Source organism: Phyllobacterium sp. 1468, assembly GCF_031455525.1.
Lineage (GTDB): Bacteria > Pseudomonadota > Alphaproteobacteria > Rhizobiales > Rhizobiaceae > Phyllobacterium.
Genome location: NZ_JAVDSX010000006.1, coordinates 178,579 through 202,790, shown reverse-complemented (window position 1 = coordinate 202,790; position 24,212 = coordinate 178,579). Strand labels below are relative to the sequence as shown.

Here is a 24,212-nt window from a genome sequence, read left to right as displayed (position 1 = left end):
GAAGTGAAAATAGTAATCTGTTGACAGTCTTCAATTTGCTCCGTACGTTTCGATGAAGCCAATATCAGCGGAAAACCGACTTGTCGGTTCCGTAAACACTCGGGAGGTGGAATGGCATTCCTGGAATTAGACGGCCTGACCAAGAGCTATGGTTCGCTTACGGTTGTCAAAGGCGTCAATCTAGCCGTCGATAAAGGCAAACTCGTTTGTCTTCTTGGGCCTTCGGGCTGCGGCAAGACAACAACGCTAAGGCTTATCGCAGGCTTCGTTCCCGCCAACGCCGGCGAGATACGCGTCGGCGGAAGAACCATATCATCAGCGCACTCGACCGTACCGCCCGAGGGGCGCAACATGTCGATGATCTTCCAGAGCTACGCGCTGTGGCCGCACATGACGGTCTTCGAGAATGTAGCTTACGGCCTGAAACTACGGCGTCTTCCACAATCGGAAGTGACCAAAAGCGTCCGGACGATCCTGGCAGCCACGCAGCTCCTTCCGCTGGAGAATCGCTATCCGGGTGAACTCTCCGGCGGCCAGCAGCAGCGTGTATCGCTAGCGCGAGCGCTGGTCATCAAGCCCGAAATCCTTTTGCTTGATGAGCCACTTTCAAACCTCGACGCCAATCTGCGCGAGGAAATGCGCTTTGAGATCCGCCGGCTTCACGACGAATTTCGCTACACGACGGTCTATGTGACGCATGATCAAGCGGAAGCCATGACCACCGCCGACATGATTGTCGTCATGAATGACGGCCGTATCGAGCAGGCGGGTTCGCCGGAAGATATCTACGAACGTCCGGAGACTGAATTTGTCGCCCGCTTCATTGGCGGCACAAATATTCTCAGCGGCACCCGCGGCGATAAGGACAGCGTTGTTGGCGAAGGCGGGCTTGTGCTTCGATGCGGCAGCGGCAGCACTGCTGCTTCCGGAAAAACAGCAGTTTCGGTTCGGCATCATGACATCGAACTGTCGTCGGCCAAGCCCAAGAGTGCGGATACGAATGTGACGGTCGGCACAGTCACGCGGCAAATCTATCTCGGTTCGCACCGGGACTATCTCGTTTCCATCGCTGGTGGAGAAACGGTGCGTACAGTCGCGCCAGTCAACGTTGCGATCCCGGTTGGCCAAGAAGTATGGCTGCATTTCCCACCAGAGAAATGCCGGGCGCTCGCACAATAAGGGAGGAACTATGCATGTGGAAGAAAGCTTTATCTGCCGCACTCTTAGCTACGGGACTGGCGGCCGCGCCCGCCGCCTGGGCTGAAGCACCGGCGCCGTATCAGATTACCCCCGAGCTCGAAGCGGCCGCCAAGGCTGAAGGCAAGGTCGTATTTTACACCGCAACCGACGTCGCGGTGGCAGAAAAGCTCGCCGAGCTCTTCAAATCCAAGTACCCGGGCATAGCAGTGCAGGTGGAACGCGCCGGATCCGAACGGGTCTTCCAGCGCATTGGTCAGGAATACTCGACCGGCATCTACAATGCAGACGTCATCGAGACTTCCGATGCAGTGCATTTCGAATATTTCAAGCGCCAGGGCTGGCTTGCGCCCATGGTGCCCCAGGAAGTGGCCGACAAATGGCCCGCCGATGAGCGCGACCCCGACGGTAACTTCGCCGCCTATCGCGCGCATCTATCCGTCATCGCCTACCGTACGGACCTGATGAAGGATGCCGACGCCCCGAAGACATGGGAAGATTTGCTTGACCCCCGTTTCAAGGACAAGATGGTCAAGGCGCACCCAGGTTATAGCGGCACGGTGATGACTTCGACATTCGTGCTGAGCCAGCTTCTTGGCTGGGACTATTTCGAAAAGCTCGGCAAGCAAAACATAATGCAGGTGCAGTCTTCGACCGAGCCTCCGAAGAAGCTCGCCCAGGGCGAACGGGCGCTCGAAGTCGATGGCAATGAATACAACGTCTTCCGTCTCATCGACGAGGGAAAACCCATCAAGATCGTTTACCCGGACGAAGGTACACCGCTCGCTGTGGGTAATGCGGCGGTCCTGAAACAGGCACCCAACCCGAATGCTGCCAAGCTGTTCTACGCATTCCTCTTTTCGCTCGATGCGCAGCAGCTCAACAGCGATTTCGGCGGGCTGAGATCATTCCACCCGGGCGTCAAGGAAAAAGCCGATCGCACGCCTTTGGCGAAGATCAAGATTCTGCATTCTGATCCTGAGAAGCTCGAGCCTGAGATTCCCACCATCAAAGCCAACTATGAAAAGTATTTCGGGACATAATTGATCATGACCAGTGACATTCAGGTTCAAGCCTTGCCGGTTCAAGGTCGGCGCCGCGGCATCGATTTTTCATGGCCGACCTTCGCTCTGTTGACGCTTGTCCTGAGTGTCCTGGTTCTCCTGCCATTGTTCTGGCTCGTCTATTACAGCTTTCGAAGCGATACCGGCGCGGGCGCGACCTTGGCCAATTACATTGCCCTGGTCGCCGACCCGACGCTTCTTCGCGCTTACGGCCTTGCTATCGGAATGGCCTTGGCCGTCGGCGTCCTCGCCTGCCTCATCGCAACGCCGATGGCATGGCTTGTTGCGCGCACGGACTTACCCGGCAGACGGACGATCCGGATGCTGGTGACAGCGTCGTTCGTCACTCCACCCTTTCTTGGTGCTATCGCCTACGAGATATTGGCCGCGCCAAACAGCGGCATCGTCAATATCATATACAGGAGCGTTTTCGGTCTCGAAGCGTCCGAGTATCTGGTGAACATCTATACGTTCAGCGGCCTCGTCTTTGCCATCGCCTGCTTCACCTTCCCCTACGTTTTCACGCTTGTGGCGAACGCACTCGACAAAGTTCCATCCGATCTAGAAGACGCATCTTCAATTCTCGGCGGCAAATCCATGACGACGTTGCGGAAGGTGACTATTCCGCTGGTCCTTCCGGCCATGCTTGCGGGAACGTTGATTGCCATTCTGCAGGCCCTGACGATGTTTGGCTCCCCGGCGATCCTCGCATTGCCTGCCGGGTTTCATGTGATCACCACAAAAATCTGGAGCCTTTTTCAGTTTCCACCGCGTCTCGGCCTTGCGGCCGCCGCTGCGCTGCCTTTGCTGATTATTACCGTCATTCTTCTGCGCGCACAGAAATCCATCCTCGGACGCAAGGGCTACACGGTGCTGGGCGGCAAGAGTGGCACACCAAGGATCACCGAACTCGGCCCATGGAAATGGCCGGCCATCGCCTTCGTTTTTTGCGTGCTCAGCCTGACGATCATCTTGCCCTATCTGGCTATTATCAAGACGGCGTTCACCGGCACTGTCGGCGACCCGATCAACCTCAGCACACTGACGTTGAGCCATTGGCGGTTCGTCCTGTTTGAATTCTCGGCGACACAGCTCGCCCTTCGCAATACGTTTCTCCTTGGATTCTTGACAGCGACTGCCGTCACCGCCATCGCGCTGATCGTATCTTATCTGGTAATCCGCCGCTCGGTTCCGGGTTCTGGTTTCCTCGGCGTCCTTGCCACGGCCCCAGTTGCGATTCCGGGCATCGTTCTCGGCGTTGGCCTGTTCCTCAGCTATGCCAATCCCACCTTCCAACTCTATGGCACCATCTGGATCCTGCTCATCGCTTTCATGACCATCGAGCTCCCGGCTGGTTATCAACAGATGTCCTCGGCCTTTTCCGGTGTCCACCCCGAACTGGAGGAAGCTGGCCGCATCGTGGGCGCTTCACGGTTGAGAACCCTTTGGGATATCACAGCGCCGTTGCTGCGGACGAGCGTCGTCGCGGCCTGGTGCTTCGTTTTCGTCGGCACAATTCGCGAACTCTCCGCAACGATCCTGCTGACGACCGCCAATACCAAGCTCGTGTCGGTCATCATCTACGATCTTAACGAGAGCGGCGATCTCGGGGCGATCTGTGTTCTCGGCATCATTCTTCTTGCCGCTTCTTTTGCCGTGGTGTTTGTCGCCAACCGGGTTCCGGTACTTGGTGGTTCGCAAATGAATACGCGAGGCTAGCATTGCTGCCCTGCCTCTCGCAGGGTCGCCAATCGCTGGAATTGCTGCTAAACGAGGCTGGAGGAGCAATCCGCAAGGTTCTTGCTCCCGCTTGTACTGGAACCTTCACAATGGCTTGCGCATGTCAGAGATAACGAACGCCCCGCAAAATCTATCCGCGATTGATTTCCTTCGCACCCGTTCGCTCGCCAATGTTGTACAGGCCGAGATCGAGCGGATGATCATCGATGGCGAGCTCAAGCCCAATGAGCGGGTGAACGAAAACGGTCTTTCCCAGCGCCTCGGTGTGAGCCGCGGACCTATCCGCGAAGCCTGCAGCGCGTTGGCTGCCATGGGCCTTATCGAGATCATCCCCAACCGCGGCTTCTTTATACGGGCGCTTACCAATGACGAAGCCCAGGACCTGTCGGAAGCCCGGGCCGGCGTCTTCGGATGCATGGCCATGATGCTGGCCGAGCGCGTGACCGACGCCGAGATCGCCATCCTTCGAGCGCTATTGCAGCGCATGGATGAAATTGTCGAACTCGGTGACGTACACATCTACTACCCGGTCAATCTCGAGTTCCATAAGCAAATCACACATATGGCCGGTAACAATCGCCTCGAACTCATCTACCAGAGCTTTGTGCGCGAATTGCATATCCAGCGCTATCGCGCCCTTTCCAGCCACGACGTGCTCCACATCTCCAACGAGGAACATCGTGCCATTGTCGATGCGCTGGAAGCGCGCGACCCCGTTCGCAGTCTCATCGCTGCGCGCACCCATATTCTCAATGGCATCGTACGTACCCGTCAAGCTGGACAGCCAGGGCCGGTTGAACAGGTTGAGAAACAATCGCGCAAAGCGAGCGACGAGAAATCCCGCGACGAAACCTGAAGCTCGATCCGACTACCAAGATTTTGCAAACACAAAACTGTTGACAATTAACAATCCTCCCAGCACAGTCGATTTGAGAATTTACTCAAGACAGACGTGAAATAAGAGGATTTGGGATGAATCAGAACAAGGCAGTCGACATCGAGTTGACGAAATACGTGGCCGAATTCGTGGTCGAAACAGCATACGCTGATTTGTCGGATGAGGTTATCGAACTCGGCAAGAAATCAATACTCGACGGCTTCGGTCTTGCCCTGTCCGGTTCGGTTGCCAAAAGCGGCGAACTTGTTCGCCAGCATCTCGGAGATCTCGGGCTTGCGGATGGCGCCGCGACCGTCATCGGCGGCGGCCGCAAGGTAGCGCCTCGGTTCGCCGCATTTGCCAACGGCGTCGGCATCCACGCGGATGACTATGACGACACACAATTGGCCGTCGCCAAAGATCGGGTCTACGGCTTGCTCACACATCCGACGGCACCTGCCTTGCCAGCTGCCTTTGCGATCGGCGAGCTTGTCAAATCTTCCGGCAAGGACTTCATGCTGGCATATCACCTCGGCGTCGAGGTCGAGTGCAAGATCGCAGAGGCAATCGCGCCCCGTCACTACCAGACAGGTTTTCACGCGACGGCTACGTGCGGAACTTTCGCCGCAGCAGCTGCAAGCGCCAGACTGATGGGCTTCGACGTCACAACCACGCAGCGTGCGCTATCGATTGCCGGCAGCCAGTCCGCGGGTTTGCGCGAGAATTTCGGTACGATGACAAAGCCATTTCACGCAGGGCGATCCTCGGAGAGCGGCGTTGCGGCTGCACAGTTCGCGTCCTACGGCTGGACCGCCACGCCTCGGATACTTGAGGCACCGCGCGGGTTCTTTGCCGCAGCAGGCGGCGGCTACGATCAGAGCGCCATTTTCGACAAGCTGGGCGCGCCTTGGACTTTCGCCAATCCTGGCATCTCCATCAAGCCGCATCCGTCGGGCTCCCTCACCCATCCCGGAATGACTGAAATGCTGCGCTTGATCAAAGAGCATGGCATTCGCGCCGAGGACGTGAAGCATGTCCGCGTCGGCACCAATTCCAACATGCCGAATGCCTTGATCCATCACCGTCCCAAGGATGAACTGCAGGCGAAATTCTCCATGGAATTCTGCATGGCGATCCTACTGCTCGAAGGCCGTGCCGGCCTTAATGAGTTCACAGACGCTGCGGTCGAACGCGAGGATGTCAAGGCCATGATCGAGAAGGTCGATTTCGTTATAGACGATGAGGCCGAAGCAGCAGGCTATCACCTTATGACAACGCTGATCGATATCGAGCTCAAGGATGGCCGCAAGATTTCCGGGCGCGCCGATTTTGGCAAGGGCAGTCCGGCATTCCCGATGAGCTATGACGAGGTCGCAAACAAGTTCCGGGAAAACGCCGAGTTTGCGGGGATGTCCCGCAGCAAGGCGAATGAGATAGTCGAACTGGTGCGCGGGCTGGAAACCCTTAGTACTCTGGACGATCTGTCAGCGCGTCTTATCTCCGTCGCCTGACGAAATCCATCATGCCAGACTCGGGAACATTGGGTGGCGGTCCGCGTGTCTTCGACCGCACTCTCGCGAGAATGGGTCTGGCATTGCTGATCGGCCTCGCGGGGGCGGTCGCTGCTCAAGGCATCTCTATGCCGCTACCGTATCTCCTCGGGCCGCTTCTGGCTTGTGGCAGCGCCTCCATCATGGGTGCGCCACTTGCTGCATTGCCCTACGGCCGGGAGCTTGGCCAGGTGGCCGTGGGCCTGGCTATCGGCTTGCGCTTTGTTCCGGTCGTGATCATTACCATCGTCAAGCTGCTGCCGTTCATGCTGCTTGCTACGATCTTGATGATCATTGCAACGATGATTGCCGCGTTGATACTGCAAAAGCTTGCCGGCACCGATCGCAAGACCGCCTTCTTCGCCACCGCCGCTGCCGGGCTTGCGGAAATGGCCGTGGTCGCCCATCAGAAGAACGCGGACAGTGATACTGTCGCTGTGGTCCATTTGATCCGCGTTACTTCGATCGTAACGATCGTTCCGTTCCTGGTAGCTATATTTGGCGAGGATGGCGGTATTCATCTGACGCCGATCCCTTTTCGTGGCGAAGCGATCCCGCTGGTTGGCCTGTTCGCCGTGGGCGCTGCCGCTGCATTTCTCGTGCGAAGATTGAAGTTGCCCAATACCTGGCTGCTTGTCCCGGCTGCGATAGGCGCCCTCGTTTCCGGCTTCGGCTTTGGGCCGTTCGCGGTTCCGTCGACTGTGCTTACGATCGCACAGGTCGTCATCGGCGTTTGGCTCGGCTGCCGCTTCAGACGATCGCTCCTCGGCAGGCTGTGGCGTGTGACAACTTCGGCTCTTGTCACCACGGCGTTCCTGCTCGCTGTTGCCATGGCAATAGCCTTGGCGCTTTCGGCGGCGACGGGCCTTTCGTTCGTCACCAGCTTACTGGCCGTAGCGCCGGCCGGCGTGACTGAAATGGCCCTCACCGCTACGGGGATGCATCTCGATGCGACGACCGTCACCGCATTCCAGATCACCCGGATTGCTGTGGTGATGACGACGATCCTCTTCACTTTTCGGATATTTGAAACCTTTTCGCGTCGCCTCGACGCATCCTCTGATTGAAAGGATCATTCCATGACAAGCCATCTCGTGATCGGCATTCTAAACGGCGATGACATCGGCCATGAAATCGTGCCGGCAGCCGTAGCAGTGACGCGCGCAGCGGCCGCCAAGACGGGTCTGCAAATCGATTGGCGGCCGATGCCGATCGGTCGGTCGGCGCTTGACACACACGGCTCGACTTTTCCCGAAGGGACGATGGAAACGCTTTCGAAGATGGATGGCTTCATTCTCGGTCCAATCGGACATCAGGCTTATCCAAAGGTACCCGGTGCAATTAATCCGCATCCCATCATGCGCAAAGGTTTCAACCTCTTCGCCAATGTCCGTCCCACAAAATCGTTCCCTGGACTTGGCGCCATTCACGAGGGCATCGATCTCGTCATCGTGCGCGAGAACAATGAGGGTTTCCAGCCCGACCGCAACGTGGTTGCCGGCTCTGGCGAATTCCGGCCGACGGAAGATGTGACGATCTCGGTTCGCGTCATTACACGCGTCGGCTCATCGCGTGTGGCACGGGCCGCATTCGAAATCGCGCAGCAACGTAAAAAACGACTGACGCTTGTCCACAAAAACACCGTGTTCAAGCTTGGTTGCGGCATGTTTGTTGAAGAATGCCACCGGGTCGCCAAGGAATTTCCCGAGGTGACTGTCGACGAGGTCATCGTCGACACCATGGCGATGCGCCTCATTCGGGATCCGCAGAGTTTCGACGTCATCGTTACCACCAACATGTTCGGCGACATATTGACGGACGAAGCGGCTGGGCTCGTCGGCGGTCTGGGTATGGCACCTGGCCTGTGTATCGGTGAGGGCAACCTGGCGATGGCGCAGGCCACACACGGCTCCGCTCCCGATATCGCCGGCAAGGGCATAGCCAATCCATTCGCCATGATTGAATCCGCACGGATGATGATCGAGTGGCTGGGCCATAGCCGGAAGATAGCTCAGGCCGTGGAGGCAGCGTCCATCATGGAGAAAGCAATCGCTACGGCACTCGGCGATCCCGCTACGCGTACCCGCGATATCAAGGGGACCGCCGACACGGCCGGAATGACAAAAGGAATTATCGCGGCGCTGGGTTAGGTCGTGAACGGTTAAATCTGATGGAATTGGCAGTTCGCCAAGTTCGCCCAAGACCCTCCCTGCTGTTTCGCAGCTTCCCTCCCCATAATGGGGAGGGTAACAGCGCCATTGTGCGGCCTACGGCGCCGCCCTTGGACTAAGCCGTGATCTCTTCCGGCTCCTGGCCGCTGAAGAATTTCCAGAACGCGTCATAGACCAGATCGGGACGTTGTTCAGCCGGATAATGGCCGGTTGGCATCGCCCAGCCTCGCATGTCGGGAGCCCAGGGCCGCCATGCCTCGAGCGGAGCGAAATGACGCCCGCAATGGCTGTTGGAACCCCACAGAACCAGCACCGGACAGTCGATCTTGCGCTTGCCGAAGTCTGCCGTATCCATCGCCAGATCGACACTGACGGTCGCCCGGTAGTCTTCACACACGGCATGGATCTGCTCAGGCGTGGTACAGCGCTTGTATTCAGCCATCGCTTCCGGGCTGAATATCTCAAGGCCGACACCCTTCTTGTTTAGTTTATAGTCGATGTAGTAGTCGAGGTCGGCTGTCAGCAGCTTTTCAGGGAATGGCGCCTTCTGTGCCATGAAAAACCAATGATAGGCCTCGAGACCCCAGCCAAGAGTAACGTTGGTAAGGGCATGATATGTCGGCACAATATCAAGCGAAGCCAGCCGCTCGACGCGATCGGGAAAATCGAGCGCCATACGGAAAGCAGCGCGCGCACCGCGATCATGTCCGGCGACCTGAAACTTCTCGAAGCCGAAGTGCGACATGACTTCTGCGTTGTCCTCCGCCATGGCACGGAATGAATAGGCCGAATGATCGTCCTTGCCATCAGGCTTCGAACTGTCGCCATAGCCGCGAAGGTCAGGGGCAACAACGGTAAAACTTTTGGCGAGCGCGGGCGCGATCCTATGCCAGCTGACATGGGTCAGCGGATTGCCGTGCAACAGCAGAAGCGGCGGCCCTTCACCACCGATCGCAACATTGATCTCCGCGCCCGCAGTTCGTATCCGCTCATAGCGAAAACCGTGCATCAGCTTTCCCTTTTCTTCAAAGAACGGGGGCACCTTGGACATCGGCTCGATTAGCGACATCGCATTTCTCCTTCTCGCTTGCTATCAATCCTGCATGATCTCCTGGAGACCACGTCATGCCCATTTCTGTAAATTGTCAACAATTTATAATTGACAATCACGAAAAAAATCGCCATCCGAGTAAATGAAAACGGAATTGCCAAAAATGCCCCGCCAAGGAGTCAATTCAATGAAGACACACAAGATCGCAGCCATTCCGGGCGACGGTATTGGCAAGGAGGTTGTTGCGGCCGGGCTTCGTGTCCTTGAAGCCTGCGCAACCCGCGATGGCAATTTCACTGTCGACGTCGAGAATTTTCCTTGGGGATCGGATTTCTATAAAGCGAATGGCGTCCTGATGCCCGAGCGCGGCATCGATGAGTTGAAAGCCTTCGACGCTATCTATTTCGGTGCAGTGGGTGCACCGGACGTTCCTGATCACTTGACGCTATGGGGCCTGCGCCTTGCCATTTGCCAGCCTTTCGACCAGTACGCCAATGTACGCCCGACTCGCATCCTGCCGGGTATCGAAAGCCCCTTGCGGGGCGTTACCGCCGAGGATCTCGATTGGGTAATCGTCCGCGAGAATTCGGAAGGGGAATACGCCGGCCAGGGTGGCCGGTCGCACCGGGGGTTGCCTGAAGAAGTGGCGACGGAAGTCTCTATCTTCACGCGCGCCGGCGTGTCCCGCATCATGCGCTTTGCTTTCCAGCTGGCGCAATCGCGGCCGCGCAAGCTCCTGACCGTCGTCACCAAGTCGAATGCTCAGCGCCATGGCATGGTATTGTGGGATGAGATCGCCCGCGAGGTTGCAAGCGGTTTTCCCGATGTTACCTGGGACAAGATGCTGGTCGACGCGATGACCGTACGCATGACGCTCAACCCCCGATCGCTCGATACGATCGTCGCCACAAATCTTCATGCCGATATTCTCTCTGACCTCGCCGCCGCCCTCGCCGGATCGATCGGCATCGCACCGACCGCAAACCTTAATCCCGAGGGACGCTTTCCTTCGATGTTCGAACCCATCCACGGTTCTGCCTTCGACATCACCGGCAAGGGCATCGCGAACCCGGTCGGGACATTCTGGTCGGCGGTCATGATGCTGGAACACCTCGGAGAACCCGCTGCCGCAGCACGGCTCATGCGAGCCATCGAACGGGTCACCGCTGATCCGGCACTTCACACGCCGGACCTTCGCGGCAATGCCACCACAGATATGGTCACCGACGCGATCTGTGCGGCAATTCTCGGCGACAACGAATAGGAAGGAAACAAGATGCCAGCCAACAGTCTCAAGATTGCGGTGATTGCCGGCGACGGCATCGGAAAAGAGGTCGTCCCGGAAGGATTGCGCGTCCTCAAAACGGCCGCGGACCAATTCGATCTCGATTTGAAGTTCGACACCTTCGACTTTGCATCGTGCGATTACTACGCCGAGCACGGTCGCATGATGCCAGAGGATTGGAAAGCGCAGATCGGCGGCCATGACGCGATCTTCTTCGGCGCCGTCGGCTGGCCGGAGACCGTTCCGGATCATATTTCCCTATGGGGCTCGCTCCTGCAGTTCCGGCGCGAGTTCGACCAATATGTGAACCTGCGCCCCGTACGGCTGATGCCAGGAGTGCCGTCACCCTTGGCCGGCCGCAAGCCCGGAGATATCGACTTCTTCGTTGTTCGCGAGAACACCGAGGGTGAATATTCTTCAATCGGCGGCAAGATGTATCCTGGAACCGAGCGGGAGATCGTCATACAGGAGACGGTGATGAGCCGCATCGGCGTCGACCGCATCCTCCGTTTCGCTTTTGAGCTTGCCCAGAGTCGAGGCAAGAAACACCTGACGTCAGCGACCAAATCCAACGGTATCTCGATCACCATGCCCTATTGGGATGAGAGGGTGGAAGAGATCGCAAAGTCCTACGCCGACGTGCGCTGGGACAAGTATCACATCGATATTCTTTGCGCGCACTTCGTGCTCAACCCCGATCGTTTCGATGTCGTTGTCGCATCCAACCTTTTCGGCGATATCCTCTCGGACCTCGGCCCTGCCTGCACGGGAACCATCGGGATCGCGCCTTCGGGCAACATAAACCCGGAGCTCAATTTTCCGTCGCTGTTCGAGCCGGTACATGGTTCGGCGCCGGATATCGCCGGCAAGGGCATCGCCAACCCGATCGGGCAAATCTGGGCGGGAGCCATGATGCTCGAGCATCTCGGTCACCCGCAAGCGGCGGCAGCTATTATTCATGCAATCGAGGCGGTGCTCGCCAATCCCGCTTCACGGACCGGCGATCTCGGCGGCACAGCAAATACAATTTCCTGCGGAAGTGCGATCGCCGACGCGCTTTCGTCGTCCAATGCGAATTCGTCGAGGGCGTCATGAGTAAAGAACTGCCAATCATTGCCCTGACACCCGGCGATTGCACGGGAATTGGTCCGGAACAGACCGCGCGAATTCTGCACGACCGGCGGATGTCGAGCACCGCCCGCATCGTCGTTGTTGGCGATGCACGGGTCATCGATCTCGGGATGCGCCAGGCAAGGGCATCATTTTCCTATAAGCGTTATACGTCGCCCGCCACGATCGATTGGTCAGACGACACCGTGCCGCTCATCGACCTCGCCAACACCGATCCCGCACTTTATGCACCCGGGGTCGGCAGCGCGGAATCCGGTCGCGTAACCGGTGAAACATTGTCACGGGCAATCGATTTCGCCAAGGCTGGAGAAGTCGACGCCGTTTCCTTCGCACCGCTCAACAAACGCGCCATGTATGATGGCGGATGGAAATTTCCCGACGAGCACAAGATGTTCGCCCATCTGCTCGGTCACAAGGGCTATTTCAGCGAGATGAATGTACTCGACAATCAGTGGATGTCGCGCGTCACATCGCACGTTTCGCTTAGGCACGCCGTCGAGCAGATCAACCGCCCAGCAATCGAAGATGCAATTGTTCTGGCGACGACAATGATGAAAAAGGCCGGGATCGAGTCTCCACGGCTTGCCGTCGCAGCACTCAATCCGCACGGCGGAGAGGGCGGCTTGTTCGGAAGCGAAGAAATCGAAATCATTCGCCCTGCTGTCCAAGCGATGGCGGCGAAGGGCATCAATTGCGAGGGTCCTTTCCCGTCCGACACGGTCTATCTCAAGGCTTTCGCCGGAGATTATGACGGTGTACTTTCCATGTACCATGACCAGGGCCAGATCGCGACAAAGATGCGCGGATTCAATAGAGGCGTGACGGTGACCGCCGGCCTCGATACCGTCTTTACAACTCCGGCACACGGGACGGCATTTGATATCGTCGGCAAAGGCGTGGCTGATATCGGGGCGTTTGAAAACGCAATAAAACTTGCCAGCAGGCTGGTTCAGTTCAAACGGCTCAGCGCGCTACGGGCTTGAAATCCAGGTACCCAATGTCGATGCCAACATAGCGGCGAGACCGCCAAGTGCCAGTACGCCCAAGACCGGAAATCTTGGCGCGAAGTACAGGATTACGCCTGAAAGGCCAGCGATTACTAAGGCTGTGACCCCTCCATCGGCGAGCCTGAACAAAGACAAGACGCCAGCGATGATCAAGCCGATACCGACGGGCGCCAAACCCTCCCGCATAGCGCGATGCCATTTCTTGTCGCGATGATGGTTTGTCAACTTGAAGACTGAGTAGCATAGTAGCGATGACGGAACGAACAGAGCGAGCGTCGCCACGAAAGCGCCGAGCCAGCCAGCGACCTTCCAGCCAATCACGGTCGCAAGCATCATTCCAGGTCCGGGGGCGGCGCGCGACACGGCGAACAGATCGAGAAATTCGCGAGAATTCACCCAGGCATGAACAGTGACCGTTTCGTGCTGGATACCCGCAACAATCGCTGCGCCGCCGCCGATCGAGGTGAGCGAAAATGGGATGAACACCAGCGCGATTGCAACGAGGATGTCGAAACGCACTTCAGATTCTCCGCCAGGCCAGAGCGACGCTGATCGGGGCGATGACGCAGGCAACCGGAATGAGGGGAAAGCGGAAAATTCCGACAAGTACCGCCGTCACCGCAATGGTAACAATGGACGGAGGAAATCGCATCGCCCTGCGCACGCCGTGAACACACATGATGATCAAGAGGCCCATTGCAGCGAAGGCGACGCCGTCCGAAATCACCGGCAGCAGGGGATAGCCGGCAAGGGCATCGAACAACTGGCAAAGACCGACGACCGCAAAGAACGGACCGACAAGAAAGCCAAGAACGCAGGTCAATGCGCCCACAGGTCCGCGCAATTGTTCCCCCATGCAGATGACCAGATTGACCACATTCGCACCAGGGAGCATTTGCGAAATCGCCAGACTGCTCGAGAAATCCTCTTCGTCGATCCAGCGCTTGCTCAGGACGAACTCCCTGTAGAGCCAACCGCTGAGGCCTCCGCCGAAACTCAAGACACCGATCTTGAAGCAGAGTAGAAAGAGAGAACGAAGGCGTGGTGTTTCTAGCGGAGAGGCAGGGACTGGAGAAGTCAAGGGCTGTGTCCGTTGCTTTGTCTGAACGACTCTAACTTGATACGCGCTGATCCCGTCTTGGGTCTCCTGCTGGCGTTAGTCAACCGGCAATTTCACGTGTTCAGCACATATTGTCGTGACCACTCCGCACCCTGCTTCAGGGCAGGAAAGCCCCACCGTTCACATGCATTGTTTGTCCCGTTATGAAGCGCCCTGCCGGGCCGGCAAGATAGAGCACCGCGGCCGCAACTTCTTCAGGCGTGCCGCGCCGGCCGACCAGTGTACGCGTCGTATTATGGTGAGCCGGCTCGCCTCCGGATGAGGTATGGGCGCGATTGGTATCAATCATTCCGGGCGAGACCAGGTTCACAGTAACGCCCCGCGGACCAAGCTCATGCGCCAAGGCCTTGGTGAACCCATCGAGCCCGGCCTTGGCTGAAATGACGTGGGCGCGGTTCATCGCTCCGGTATAGGCGGTCAGACCACCGATATTGACGATTGCTCCCCCCTCGCCTGCGATCAGGTGAGGGATCGCAGCGCGGCTCATCAGGAACGCTCCGTCCAGGGTCACACCCATGACCTCGCGCCAATCGGCGAAAGTCAGCTTCTCGACTGGAGCTTCCCTCCGGATGGCCGCGTTGTTGACGAGCAGATCGAGACCGCCGAGAATTTCCACAGTCTTGCCGACCAGCCGATCCGCGTCGGTCTCTTGTGCCACGTCGCCGAGAAGCACAATTGCCCGGCCGCCGTGTGCTTCGACTTCGCGTGCTACGGATTCAGCCGCCGCCTCGTCCGACCTTGCAACGATGGCGATCGAAGCGCCAGCTTCGGCTAGTGCAAGGGCGATCGCGCGTCCGATATTGCGCGATGCACCCGTTACCAGTGCGACGCGGCCATTGAGCTCCCGATTGTCCTTGCTCATGCCCGCGCCGCCCTCAAATCCACTTTGCGGCCCTCTGCTATCTGATTGAGGGTGTCACGCAATGCTGCGATCTTGCCGCTGTCAAAGCCGCCGAAACGCAGATTGGCCTCGAACTTGGAAGCCAGTTCGGCATCCGGCAATGGTTCATGTGCGCCGCCCCGCATGTAGGCCTGATTGAATTCGTGCACGGTTCCGTCCTTCAGGGTTGCCTTGAGGTGGCCGGTGAAGTTTTTGGGATAAGGATCGTTCGGATCGATTTCGTAGGAGATCTTGGCGGCAAGGGCCCGCACCTCCGGGTCCTTGACACGTTCATCGGTAAACTGCCCGAGACCCGCCTCACCGTCGAGGAAACCGACAGCCATGCAGAAGGGAGTGGAGAATTTTCCGGCATAGCCGTTGGGCGGCCGGTGCTTTTCAGGGAGTGGTTCCCACAGACGATGAACGGTGCCCTCGCCTACCTTGCAAGTGATAGAAACAATGTCCGCCGGTAGCACACCCGCGGCTGCCAGCTTTTTCGCACAATCGATAAACGGCTGTGTCATTGTTCCGCACGCGTAGGGCTTAAAAGCCAGCGTTTCCAGGATCCAGGTTTTGCCAAGTCCATCGAGCAACGGTGCGAAATCCGGCGTCTTCGATGGAGCAAAGGCCTTGTAGAACCCATGCGAACCGTCGAACACGGTAATCGGTCCTGTAAACCCGCCTTCTGCAAGAAGAGCGGCCCGCAGCCCCGCCTGCGCCGCAGCCCCGGCATGCAGACGCTTGGTTGAGCTGCCATCGGCGAGATATTCGATGATGCCGGACGCGAGACTTCCGGAAATGCCGAGTGCCCTGCCGATCGTTGCGGCGTCGAGACCGAGTGCCGCACCAACTGCGGCGGCGGCGGCGGGAGCACCAAATATCGCGGTCGGATGGAAGCCGGCCTTGTGGGTCGCCTGCGGTGCAACAAGGCTCATCCGGCACATCAATTCGGAACCGACGGCAATGCCGCGCATCACTGCCTTGCCATCGAGACCGCGCTTTTCGGCCATCGCCAGAACAGCCGAGACAATTACCGCGCCGGCGTGAATGGGTCCTCCCTCAAAAGTGTCGTCATAGTCCTCGCCGTGGGCGGCTGTGCCATTGACCAGCGCGGCATCGTAAAGCCCAAGACCGCGATCGTGACCATAGGCGGTGCACGACCCTTCATCCACTGCACTGGCGACCGCGGCGCGGACGTAGTCCGTGTGTCTTGCAGCAATGGAAAGACCGATAATATCGAATACCAGGCGGCGGCAGACATCAGCGACTGCAGATGGTGGCGCGGCCTCCTCGGCAAAGGCCGCCAGTTTGACCGCCACAGGCGTCGATGTCGGGACGGAATGGTTCATGAATGCGCTTCCTCGATTTTGGTCTTGCGGGCGTCGCGGAATTCGCGGCTAAGCGAAAAGACGACGAAGATGAGAGCGATCAACAGCAGGCAAACGGCGATCGGATCCTGAAGGAATATCATGTGATCGCCGCCTGACAGGACGAGCGACCGGCGATAGCTCGATTCCACCATATGGCCGAGCACGACACCGAGGATCATCGGCAGCACGGGGAAGCCGGCGATCCTCATAAGATAGCCAACCAGGCCGAGTGCAAGTGCAATGCCGAGATCGAACAGACTGTTGTTCAGGGTGAAGATGCCTGACAGGATTAGAGCAAAGATAAATCCGGCGCGGTAAGCCCGTGGTCTGTTAACAAGCCAGATGCAGGCGGGCAGGATAATCATTCCGACGCCGATCTGCGCGATGATAGCGATGAACGAGCCGACATAGATACTGTCGATGACCTGCGCGCTCTGCTCGAACAGGCGGGGGCCAGGGATCAGCCCGTGCATCAGCAAGCCGCCAAGCAGGACGGCTGTAGAATTGGAGCTTGGGATACCGAAGCTGAGCAGCGGGATTAGGGCTGTACTTGCCACCGTGTTATTGGCAGCTTCCGGCGCTGCGACGCCTTCCTCCGAGCCTTTGCCGAATAGCTGTGGTGTTTTCGACCAGCGCTTGGCTTCGTTGTAGGACATGAACGCGGCGATGGATCCCCCGCCTCCCGGGGTCAATCCTTCGAACAATCCAAGAATGCAACCGATAGTCTGCGAGCGCTTGAGCTTGTTCATCATCGACCAGCTTGGCAGCTTGATCCTGATCGTCTCGTTCAATTGCAGGACGGTCGACGAGCCGGATTGGCTCATGAGCTCGGTAAGTGCGAACAGACCAACCATGACGAGTACCGGTTCGATGCCGCCAAGAAGATCGGGAATATCGAAGGTGAAGCGGGTAACCCCGGATATCGGGTCCGTGCCGACCGTCGCGATCATCAATCCGACGGTCGCGGCGGCAAGGCCCTTGATCAATGACCCTCCGCTCATGGAGGCGATCACGCTGAGGCCGAGGATGCCGAGACCGAAATAGGATGGCGGCGTGAACGCCAGCGCCAGCCAGGACAAGGGCTCGGTCAGCAAAATCAGCATCGCCAGTCCAAAGAGACTTCCAACGACGCCGGACATCAGCGAAATGCCGAGTGCCTCTCCGGCACGTCCCTGGCGATTCATTTCATAGCCGTCGATCACCGTGGCGGCCGAAGAGTTGGTGCCGGGCGTTCTTATGAGAATGGCCGGGATCGACCCGCCATATTCAGCACCGATATAGACGCAGGCCAACAGCGCAATCGCTTGGGCCGGGTCCATCGTGTAGGTGAAGGGCAAAACGAGTGCCATGGTGATGGACGCGGATATGCCCGGCAAAGCACCACCAAGAATGCCCCAGGTGAGCCCGCCAATGGCAACGAAGAAGAGTGGCGTCTCGGTCAACAGGTGGATGATGTCCCAGAGTGTGGTCATCAGAACATCCCTTGAAAAAACGAGCCTACCGGCTGATGGACGCCGAGCAGTTTTACGAAAATCGCCCAGTAGAACACCGCACCGCCAACCGCCGCTGTCACCACCACCCAGTTACGCGGGGCGCCCTCATACAGTGCGACCGCGCCAATCAACAGGGCAGTGCCCGCGACGTAGCCGATAAACGGAAGGACAAAAACGTAAACTGCGCCCAGAAGCAGAAACCCGATCGCACGCGGCAAACCGGCGTCGCCCTCGTCGTCGGCGTCTGCTGCTGCCGCCGTTCGAACCCGTCTGGCGAGCATGGCCCGTGCCATCAAAAGGACAGCAAGAATGGCAAGGATAACGGACAGCACATGCGGCAAGCCGGTGGCACCCACTTCATCGGACAAGGTGCTGTCGGCTATTTCACTGGACCAGGTATAATACGTCCCGGAGACGGCAAGAAGAACAACGCCGCTGATAAAATCTTTGTTCATAGGGTGGCCCTCATACGCTACAGGGACCGGCCCATGCGGCCGATCCCCTGGCGTTGCTATTTGATGGCGCCGGTCGACTTCAGAAACGCTTCCGTTGTCGATCCGAAATTGTCGATGAAAGCCGGATAGTCCTTGTGAGCGATGAACTGGGGCACCAGAACTTCAGCAGTGTAGGCTTTCTTGTAATCCGGGTCCTCGAGCAGTTTTTTGATGGCTTCGTCCCATATGGCATTCGTGGATTCCGGAATACCTTTAGGCCCGGCGAGGCCACGAAACTTCACAAGGCTAACGTCAAAACCCGACTCCTTCACAGTCGGCACATCCGGCTTCTCGGCAATGCGTTCAGGATTGAAGGTGGCAAGCAAAGTGATCTTGCCGGCATCGAGCTGCGAACGCAATTCCTGGATTTCACCAATGCCAATGTCGAGTGTGCCGTTGAGAACATTCAGCATCATATCGCCACCACCCTCGTGGGTAACGATTGCTGGCGTGACGCCTGCTGCCTTCTTGAGTTGCTCCGCCGCCTGACGTTCGAGCGATGCGGGATTGGCGGCGCCCCAGCGCCCGCGCTCCTTCTTCGCGTGGTCGATGACGTCTTTCAGCGATTTGAAAGGCCCATCGGTCCGTGTGTAAATCACCTCACTATCGGCGAAGATATTCACCAGCGGATCCATGTCCTTGTATGTATTCTGCGGCTTGCTCATCAGCGAAGTATAAATGTAAGTCGGTGTCGTCGCGTAGAACACGCTCCCATCGGCTGGCGCTGTCGCAACCCGTGCCATGGCCTTCGCCCCACTGCCGCCCTGGACATTTTCCACAATAAAGGTGGCGCCGATATACTTGCCCAGGTATTTCGTCATCTCGCGCAGGAAAACGTCACTGCCGCCGCCAGGACTTGAATGGGTCACCAGCGTCACAACTTTATTGGGATAAGGCAGCGGATCGGCCTTGGCCGCTGCGCTGGATAAGATAGCGGCAGTGGCAAGGCCGAGCACCGCCACGCCGATCGATTTCATGAAATTCATTGTCTCTCTCCCTTTCAAGTACCGTTTCTTCAGAACGGCTTCCCTCTCTTCAAGTCATTCGGTAACGCGTTCCCGTTCGCCGCTGATGAGTGTAACAAGTCTTCCGACATCAGCACCTTTATCGACACTCTGCACCAGTGCCAGCAGTTCATCCTGGCAAGAGGTGTCAATGACGCCCTCCGCGCACATGCGAAACTTATCCTGAAGTCCAGCGTCGCTGATCGGATTGGAAGGCCCGCCGCGGTAACGCTCATCGGCCCATTGTACCAAGCTACGCCCGTCTTTGGTGATCACCTCGATACGCGAGCGGATCTTGTCATAGCCGAGCGCATCGATCTCAAGATCGTTGATGACATCCGTGCGAGCTTGCAGATCCTGCATTGCATCTCCGGCAACAAACGCGTCCTCGAATTCATGGTGACTGGCGCGACGGCACAACACGATCATCGCGAGCAAGGCGGGCATCGAGAATTTGGCCTGGAGATGATTTTGCGCTATGGGATAGCGAATAGGCTCGATGATATTTTTGCCGGCAAAAAAGCGGACGCGTTCGACCTCTTGCGGTTTCAGATCGTGATCCAGGACCAGCTTCAGCATCGCGTCCATCGATTGATGCGTGAGAATACCCGACGGGTATGGCTTGATGCTGACGCCGGGCTCGACAATGGTCAAAGGAGCACCGAAACCGGCCACGGTTTTTTCCTGATCAAAGCCCTCGCCCATGACGGAAAAGAAGCCCCATGGGCCGTCGAGTGCGGCCGGATCCGCTTCGAAACCAGCGGCAGCGAGACGCGCCGCAGTGACACCGTTTTCGCAGGCACGCCCGACATGGAGCGGCTTGGTCATGGTGCCGAAATTCACCCGGATGCCCGCGGCAAAACTTGCTGCCAATCCAAGTGCATGAGCGAGCTTGTCTCCTGTCAATCCCAAAAGCTTGGCAGCAGCGACAGCTGCACCGAAGGTTCCGACCGTGCCGCTCGTATGGTGTCCGCGGCGATAGTGACGCGGCTTCATCCACTCGGCAATCTTGCACTCGACTTCAAATCCGAGCTGGAACGCGAGCATGAGGTCCCGGCCATCCACATTGCCTTTTTCACTGGCAATGATCATAGCGGCAGTAAGGGGTGGAACGGAGGGGTGGGTCAGCAGACCATAAATATGAGCCGGATCATGGGAGACCTGTGTATCGTCCCAATCGTGCGCATGCCCGGCAGTTCCCCAAACGCGAGCGGCCAGCGATGCGGGCACACGCGCCGATCCGTTTCCCGGCAAAGGCGCATCCTCGCGCCCTCCCTGAGCAAGGGCGTCTTCGACAAGAATGCGCACCGACGCTTCTCGACTGCCGGCGAGATAAAGGCCGACGGTGTCAACCATGCAGCGGCGACCGACGACGAGCGCTTCTTCCGGCAGGTCCTCATAGGTCGTGCGTTCGATAAAACGTATGGCCTGGGCCGTGATGTCGGAAGATAAATTCACGCGTCTTGTCTCCTGATGAGATGCAAAGTTGGCCAGATATTGTGCCATCAGAAAACTAGGATGTAGAATGTAAATTGTCAACAATAGTTGTAAATTGTTGACAATTAGCTCGCCCGACTGGCGATGCTCCCGACCTCAGGCGTGCGGAGGCAGTGCGGCGCGATCCCGCTTCGCGGTGAGCCAATCCCGGACGCGGTAATAGCGTAGCGTCAGTTGCGGTCCAAAATTCATGTAAAACGGCGCCGCCGTCAGCGGCTCGAGCTTCAGCGCCAAATCCCTGTCAGGCACGCCCAGAGCCCATTCCGATAAGATGCCGCCTAACATGCTGCCTGTAGGAACGCCGCGCCCGGACAGTCCAGTTAGCGCGACGACACCCGGAGCCAAATCGTAAAGACGTGGAACTGTACGATATTGCATATCGAGTTCGCCAAACCAGAAATAGTCCCAGTGGATGTCTCGATCGATTTGCGGATGAAGCCACTGGAGCCGATCAGTCATGACCTGCTTGGTATACGCCAGATCCTTGCCCCGCCGGCCCATGGGGAACATCGATGCCACGATGCGCCCTTCAGCGTTGTATTTATAGACGAAGATGTCGCCGCGCCCATCGTGGATTGTCGTGTTCTGCGGCAAGATGGTTTTACGTGCAACGTCACTCAGTGGCTGTGTCGCGGCCACGAACACACGTTGAATCTTGAACGTGTTTTCCAATCCTGGCCAGCCACCGACCGTATAGGCGCCGGTACCGAAGATGACCTTGTGTGCAATCACGCTGCCTTCGGCCGTTTTAACCTCCCATCCTCCAGCCGCGCGCTCGACCTTTGTAACAGCCGAATGCGTATGGACCGCACCGCCTTCCGAGATCACGGCGCGTGCCAATCCACGTGCATATCCGAGTGCATTTAGATGCCCCGCTTCGGAATGAAACCAACCGCCGTGGAAACGGGGGCTGCCAGTAATCGTCTCGACCTCGCGGCTGTCAAGCACGCGGGTCTTTGCCCCAACGGCGTTATAGTCCTGCGCCTTTTCTTCGATGGTTGTCATGGCACTCGGCGTATGCGCGCCCATCACATAGCCATTTTGCTGCCATTCGCAGTCGATGCCATAGCGCGAGATCATATCCGCCACACGATCATTGGCGCGGGTTTGGCGCTGTATCAGCCGTTCGGACCAGGGCGCGCCGAGCATCTTGCGAAGCTCCGGCAAGCTATAATGCGTGAACGTCGGGGTACAGTGTCCCGCATTCCGGCCAGAGCCACCAAATCCAATCTCCTGTGCCTCTAGGAGCACGACGTTCACACCCGAACGCGCAAGTTGCAGGGCAGTCGTCAAGCCCGTGTACCCCCCGCCGACGATACAGACGTCAGCCGCGGTTGTTCCCTCCAACTTGGATGTTTCTGGCGCAGGCGCCGCCGTCGCATACCAGAGCGTCGCTTCGAAGGGAGAGAATTTCGGCACTATCCGCCCTCCCCTAGTTCAAGTCGCTGCGCGCATCCAGGGCGTCGCGCAGGCCATCGCCGATGAAATTAAAACTGGTGACTGCAAGCGTGATCGCCACACCGGGAATGATTGCCAGCCAAGGAGCGGACTGCAGATATTGCTGCGCTCCATTGAGCATATTGCCCCAGCTCGGAAGCGGCGGCTGAATGCCATAGCCGAGGAAACTCACATAGGCTTCAAGAAGTATCGCTCTGGCCACAGTCAGCGTAGCAGCGACGATGATCGGTCCCATCGCATTCGGCAGCAGTTCGCGAAACATGATCCAGCGATTGCTGAGGCCAAGCATGCGTGCGGCCATGATAAAGTCGCGCTCGCGCAGCGAGCGCACTTCCGCCTCGACGATGCGTGCAACTTCCATCCAGCTGGTGATCGCGATAATCACGGTGATCATGATCGGGCTGGGCTTGATGAAAGCGGCCAGCGCCAAAAGCAGGAAGATGCTGGGAAAAGACAGGACCGCATCGACAAACCGCATTAGGACGGTGCCGATTCGTCCGCCGTAATACCCCGCGACGACGCCGATCGTTGCACCAATCATTGTGCTCAGGATCATGGCGGCAAAACCGACAAGCATCGAGATCCTGCCCGCCATCAGGAGGCGCGCCGCAATATCACGACCCAGCGGGTCCGTGCCTAGAAAATGATAGCCGGTAAGCGGGGGAGAAAAGCGCGCGCGTAGATCGATATAAAGGTCATTGTATGGGAGGAGATATGGCCCGATGACGCATGCCAGGGTCAGCAGGATCACCATGACGACACCAAGCGCCGCGAGCCTGTGCCGAACGAACCGCCGGAATGTCCGGCTGTTCCACCAGCCGGATTTTATGGGGCGATGGATGGGTGGTGAGGAAACGGACATCGCGATCTCCCTATGTCAGCCGGATGCGTGGATCGACGAATGCTGTAAGCAAATCTGCCGCGAGGTTGCTCAGAAGAACAAGAATCGCCGAGAACATCAGCAGTCCCATCACCACCGGGTAGTCCTGATAGCCGAGACTATCGAGGAAAAGGCGTCCCATCCCCGGCCAGGTAAACACTGTCTCAGTGACGAGCGCTCCACCAAGGAGGGTCGGTACCTGTAGTCCCGCCAGGGTTATCATCGGCAATAGAGCATTGCCGACGACATGCTTCATCAATACGCGCCGCGGCGTCATGCCCTTGGCGCGCGCCGTACGAACGAAATCTTGGTTGATGACGTCGAGCGTGGCGGTGCGCATGTAACGGCTCCAGACCGCCACGTCGACCAATGCCAGAACCATGGCTGGCATGATCAGATGAATGGCATAGTCCAAAAACGAACCATTGCCGATTGTGTACATATTGCCCGCCGGCAGCCAACCGAGCTTCAATGAGAAGATGTAAATCGCAACAAGACCGAACCAGAATGTCGGAATCGACAGCGCCACCATGGCGCCAACTGTCGCTGCATAGTCGAAGATCGAGTAGCGCTTCGTTGCTCCCTTGATGCCGACCCAGGTTCCAATGGTGACCGAAATCACCGTGGCTGTCCCCATCAGCAATAGAGTAGCCGCGAAGTGACCACCAATGACATCGAGAACAGGGCGGCTGTCTCGGAAAGACCTGCCCCAGTCGCCGCGTAACAGGCGCCAGAACCAGTCCGCGTACTGCACGACCAGCGGCCGATCAAGGCCCATTTGCGCAGAGATTCGGTCGAGGTCCGCCTGCGTCATGCCAGGTGTCAGCGCAAATTGCGACAACGGACCGCCCGGTGCCAGATTCAGCACGGCGAAGCCGATCATGGATACCAGGACGAGCAATACAAGGCTTTGTCCGAGCCTGTTCAATAGGTAGCGTGTCAT

22 protein-coding genes are annotated in these 24,212 nt (G+C 58.0%); 10 read left to right on the top strand and 12 right to left on the bottom strand.

What is annotated here, in order from left to right:
- The first annotated feature begins 111 nt into the window (after positions 1-111).
- From J2X72_RS17625 to J2X72_RS17595, 7 genes are all read left to right on the top strand, one after another.
- A complete protein-coding gene (locus tag J2X72_RS17625) occupies positions 112-1,179 on the top strand; it encodes an ABC transporter ATP-binding protein (protein ID WP_210002901.1) in 1,068 nt (355 codons plus the stop codon).
- Between the two features lie 14 nt (positions 1,180-1,193).
- Positions 1,194-2,240, top strand: a complete 1,047-nt coding sequence (locus J2X72_RS17620; RefSeq protein WP_310073974.1) for an extracellular solute-binding protein — start codon at positions 1,194-1,196, stop codon at positions 2,238-2,240.
- 6 nt (positions 2,241-2,246) lie between these two features.
- On the top strand, positions 2,247-3,980 hold the full coding sequence (locus J2X72_RS17615; protein WP_210002899.1) for an iron ABC transporter permease: 1,734 nt from the start codon (positions 2,247-2,249) through the stop codon (positions 3,978-3,980).
- A 121-nt stretch (positions 3,981-4,101) separates the two neighbouring features.
- Complete coding sequence (locus tag J2X72_RS17610; RefSeq protein ID WP_210002898.1) at positions 4,102-4,857, top strand: FCD domain-containing protein; 756 nt, start codon at positions 4,102-4,104, stop codon at positions 4,855-4,857.
- 116 nt (positions 4,858-4,973) lie between these two features.
- On the top strand, positions 4,974-6,389 hold the full coding sequence (locus J2X72_RS17605) for an MmgE/PrpD family protein (RefSeq protein WP_310073969.1): 1,416 nt from the start codon (positions 4,974-4,976) through the stop codon (positions 6,387-6,389).
- Between the two features lie 11 nt (positions 6,390-6,400).
- Positions 6,401-7,495 (top strand): AbrB family transcriptional regulator, encoded by a 1,095-nt coding sequence (locus J2X72_RS17600; RefSeq protein ID WP_310073967.1) that lies wholly within the window; start codon positions 6,401-6,403, stop codon positions 7,493-7,495.
- Between the two features lie 12 nt (positions 7,496-7,507).
- Entirely contained in the window at positions 7,508-8,578 is a 1,071-nt protein-coding gene (locus J2X72_RS17595; protein WP_310073965.1) for an isocitrate/isopropylmalate family dehydrogenase, read from the top strand.
- Positions 8,579-8,714: 136 nt separating this feature from the next.
- On the opposite strand, the gene J2X72_RS17590 is transcribed toward J2X72_RS17595, so the two are convergent.
- Entirely contained in the window at positions 8,715-9,668 is a 954-nt protein-coding gene (locus J2X72_RS17590) for an alpha/beta hydrolase (RefSeq protein WP_310073963.1), read from the bottom strand.
- Positions 9,669-9,837: 169 nt separating this feature from the next.
- On the opposite strand from J2X72_RS17590, the gene J2X72_RS17585 reads away from it, so the two are divergent.
- The 3 genes from J2X72_RS17585 to J2X72_RS17575 are packed head-to-tail and all read left to right on the top strand — an operon-like array spanning position 9,838 to position 13,049.
- Positions 9,838-10,914: a tartrate dehydrogenase gene (locus J2X72_RS17585; protein WP_310073962.1), complete on the top strand. Its 1,077-nt coding sequence runs from the start codon at positions 9,838-9,840 to the stop codon at positions 10,912-10,914.
- Between the two features lie 12 nt (positions 10,915-10,926).
- Entirely contained in the window at positions 10,927-12,030 is a 1,104-nt protein-coding gene (locus J2X72_RS17580; protein WP_310073960.1) for a tartrate dehydrogenase, read from the top strand.
- On the top strand, positions 12,027-13,049 hold the full coding sequence (locus tag J2X72_RS17575) for a 4-hydroxythreonine-4-phosphate dehydrogenase PdxA (protein WP_310073958.1): 1,023 nt from the start codon (positions 12,027-12,029) through the stop codon (positions 13,047-13,049). The genes J2X72_RS17580 and J2X72_RS17575 overlap by 4 nt, the downstream gene beginning before the upstream one ends.
- On the opposite strand, the gene J2X72_RS17570 is transcribed toward J2X72_RS17575, so the two are convergent.
- The 11 genes from J2X72_RS17570 to J2X72_RS17520 all read right to left on the bottom strand — a co-directional run bounded on the left by J2X72_RS17570 (position 13,038) and on the right by J2X72_RS17520 (position 24,212).
- Positions 13,038-13,592, bottom strand: coding sequence for a chromate transporter (locus J2X72_RS17570; RefSeq protein WP_310073956.1), 555 nt, complete (start codon positions 13,590-13,592; stop codon positions 13,038-13,040). The genes J2X72_RS17575 and J2X72_RS17570 overlap by 12 nt on opposite strands.
- A gap of 1 nt (position 13,593) precedes the next feature.
- Positions 13,594-14,154 carry a chromate transporter gene (locus tag J2X72_RS17565; protein WP_310073954.1) on the bottom strand — a complete coding sequence of 187 codons (561 nt, stop codon included), beginning with the start codon at positions 14,152-14,154 and terminating at the stop codon, positions 13,594-13,596.
- A gap of 136 nt (positions 14,155-14,290) precedes the next feature.
- A complete protein-coding gene (locus J2X72_RS17560) occupies positions 14,291-15,055 on the bottom strand; it encodes a 3-oxoacyl-ACP reductase family protein (RefSeq protein ID WP_310073953.1) in 765 nt (254 codons plus the stop codon).
- On the bottom strand, positions 15,052-16,422 hold the full coding sequence (locus tag J2X72_RS17555; RefSeq protein ID WP_310073951.1) for an MmgE/PrpD family protein: 1,371 nt from the start codon (positions 16,420-16,422) through the stop codon (positions 15,052-15,054). Before J2X72_RS17555 ends, J2X72_RS17560 begins: the two co-directional genes overlap by 4 nt.
- On the bottom strand, positions 16,419-17,915 hold the full coding sequence (locus tag J2X72_RS17550; RefSeq protein WP_310073949.1) for a tripartite tricarboxylate transporter permease: 1,497 nt from the start codon (positions 17,913-17,915) through the stop codon (positions 16,419-16,421). Before J2X72_RS17550 ends, J2X72_RS17555 begins: the two co-directional genes overlap by 4 nt.
- Positions 17,915-18,391 (bottom strand): tripartite tricarboxylate transporter TctB family protein, encoded by a 477-nt coding sequence (locus J2X72_RS17545; protein ID WP_310073947.1) that lies wholly within the window; start codon positions 18,389-18,391, stop codon positions 17,915-17,917. The genes J2X72_RS17550 and J2X72_RS17545 overlap by 1 nt, the downstream gene beginning before the upstream one ends.
- Positions 18,392-18,447: 56 nt before the next feature.
- Entirely contained in the window at positions 18,448-19,416 is a 969-nt protein-coding gene (locus J2X72_RS17540; protein ID WP_310073945.1) for a tripartite tricarboxylate transporter substrate binding protein, read from the bottom strand.
- Positions 19,417-19,470: 54 nt separating this feature from the next.
- Entirely contained in the window at positions 19,471-20,892 is a 1,422-nt protein-coding gene (locus tag J2X72_RS17535) for an MmgE/PrpD family protein (protein ID WP_310073943.1), read from the bottom strand.
- Between the two features lie 135 nt (positions 20,893-21,027).
- Positions 21,028-22,350: an FAD-binding oxidoreductase gene (locus J2X72_RS17530; RefSeq protein WP_310073941.1), complete on the bottom strand. Its 1,323-nt coding sequence runs from the start codon at positions 22,348-22,350 to the stop codon at positions 21,028-21,030.
- Between the two features lie 13 nt (positions 22,351-22,363).
- Positions 22,364-23,251 carry an ABC transporter permease gene (locus J2X72_RS17525; protein WP_310073938.1) on the bottom strand — a complete coding sequence of 296 codons (888 nt, stop codon included), beginning with the start codon at positions 23,249-23,251 and terminating at the stop codon, positions 22,364-22,366.
- A 10-nt stretch (positions 23,252-23,261) separates the two neighbouring features.
- Complete coding sequence (locus J2X72_RS17520) at positions 23,262-24,212, bottom strand: ABC transporter permease (protein WP_210002879.1); 951 nt, start codon at positions 24,210-24,212, stop codon at positions 23,262-23,264.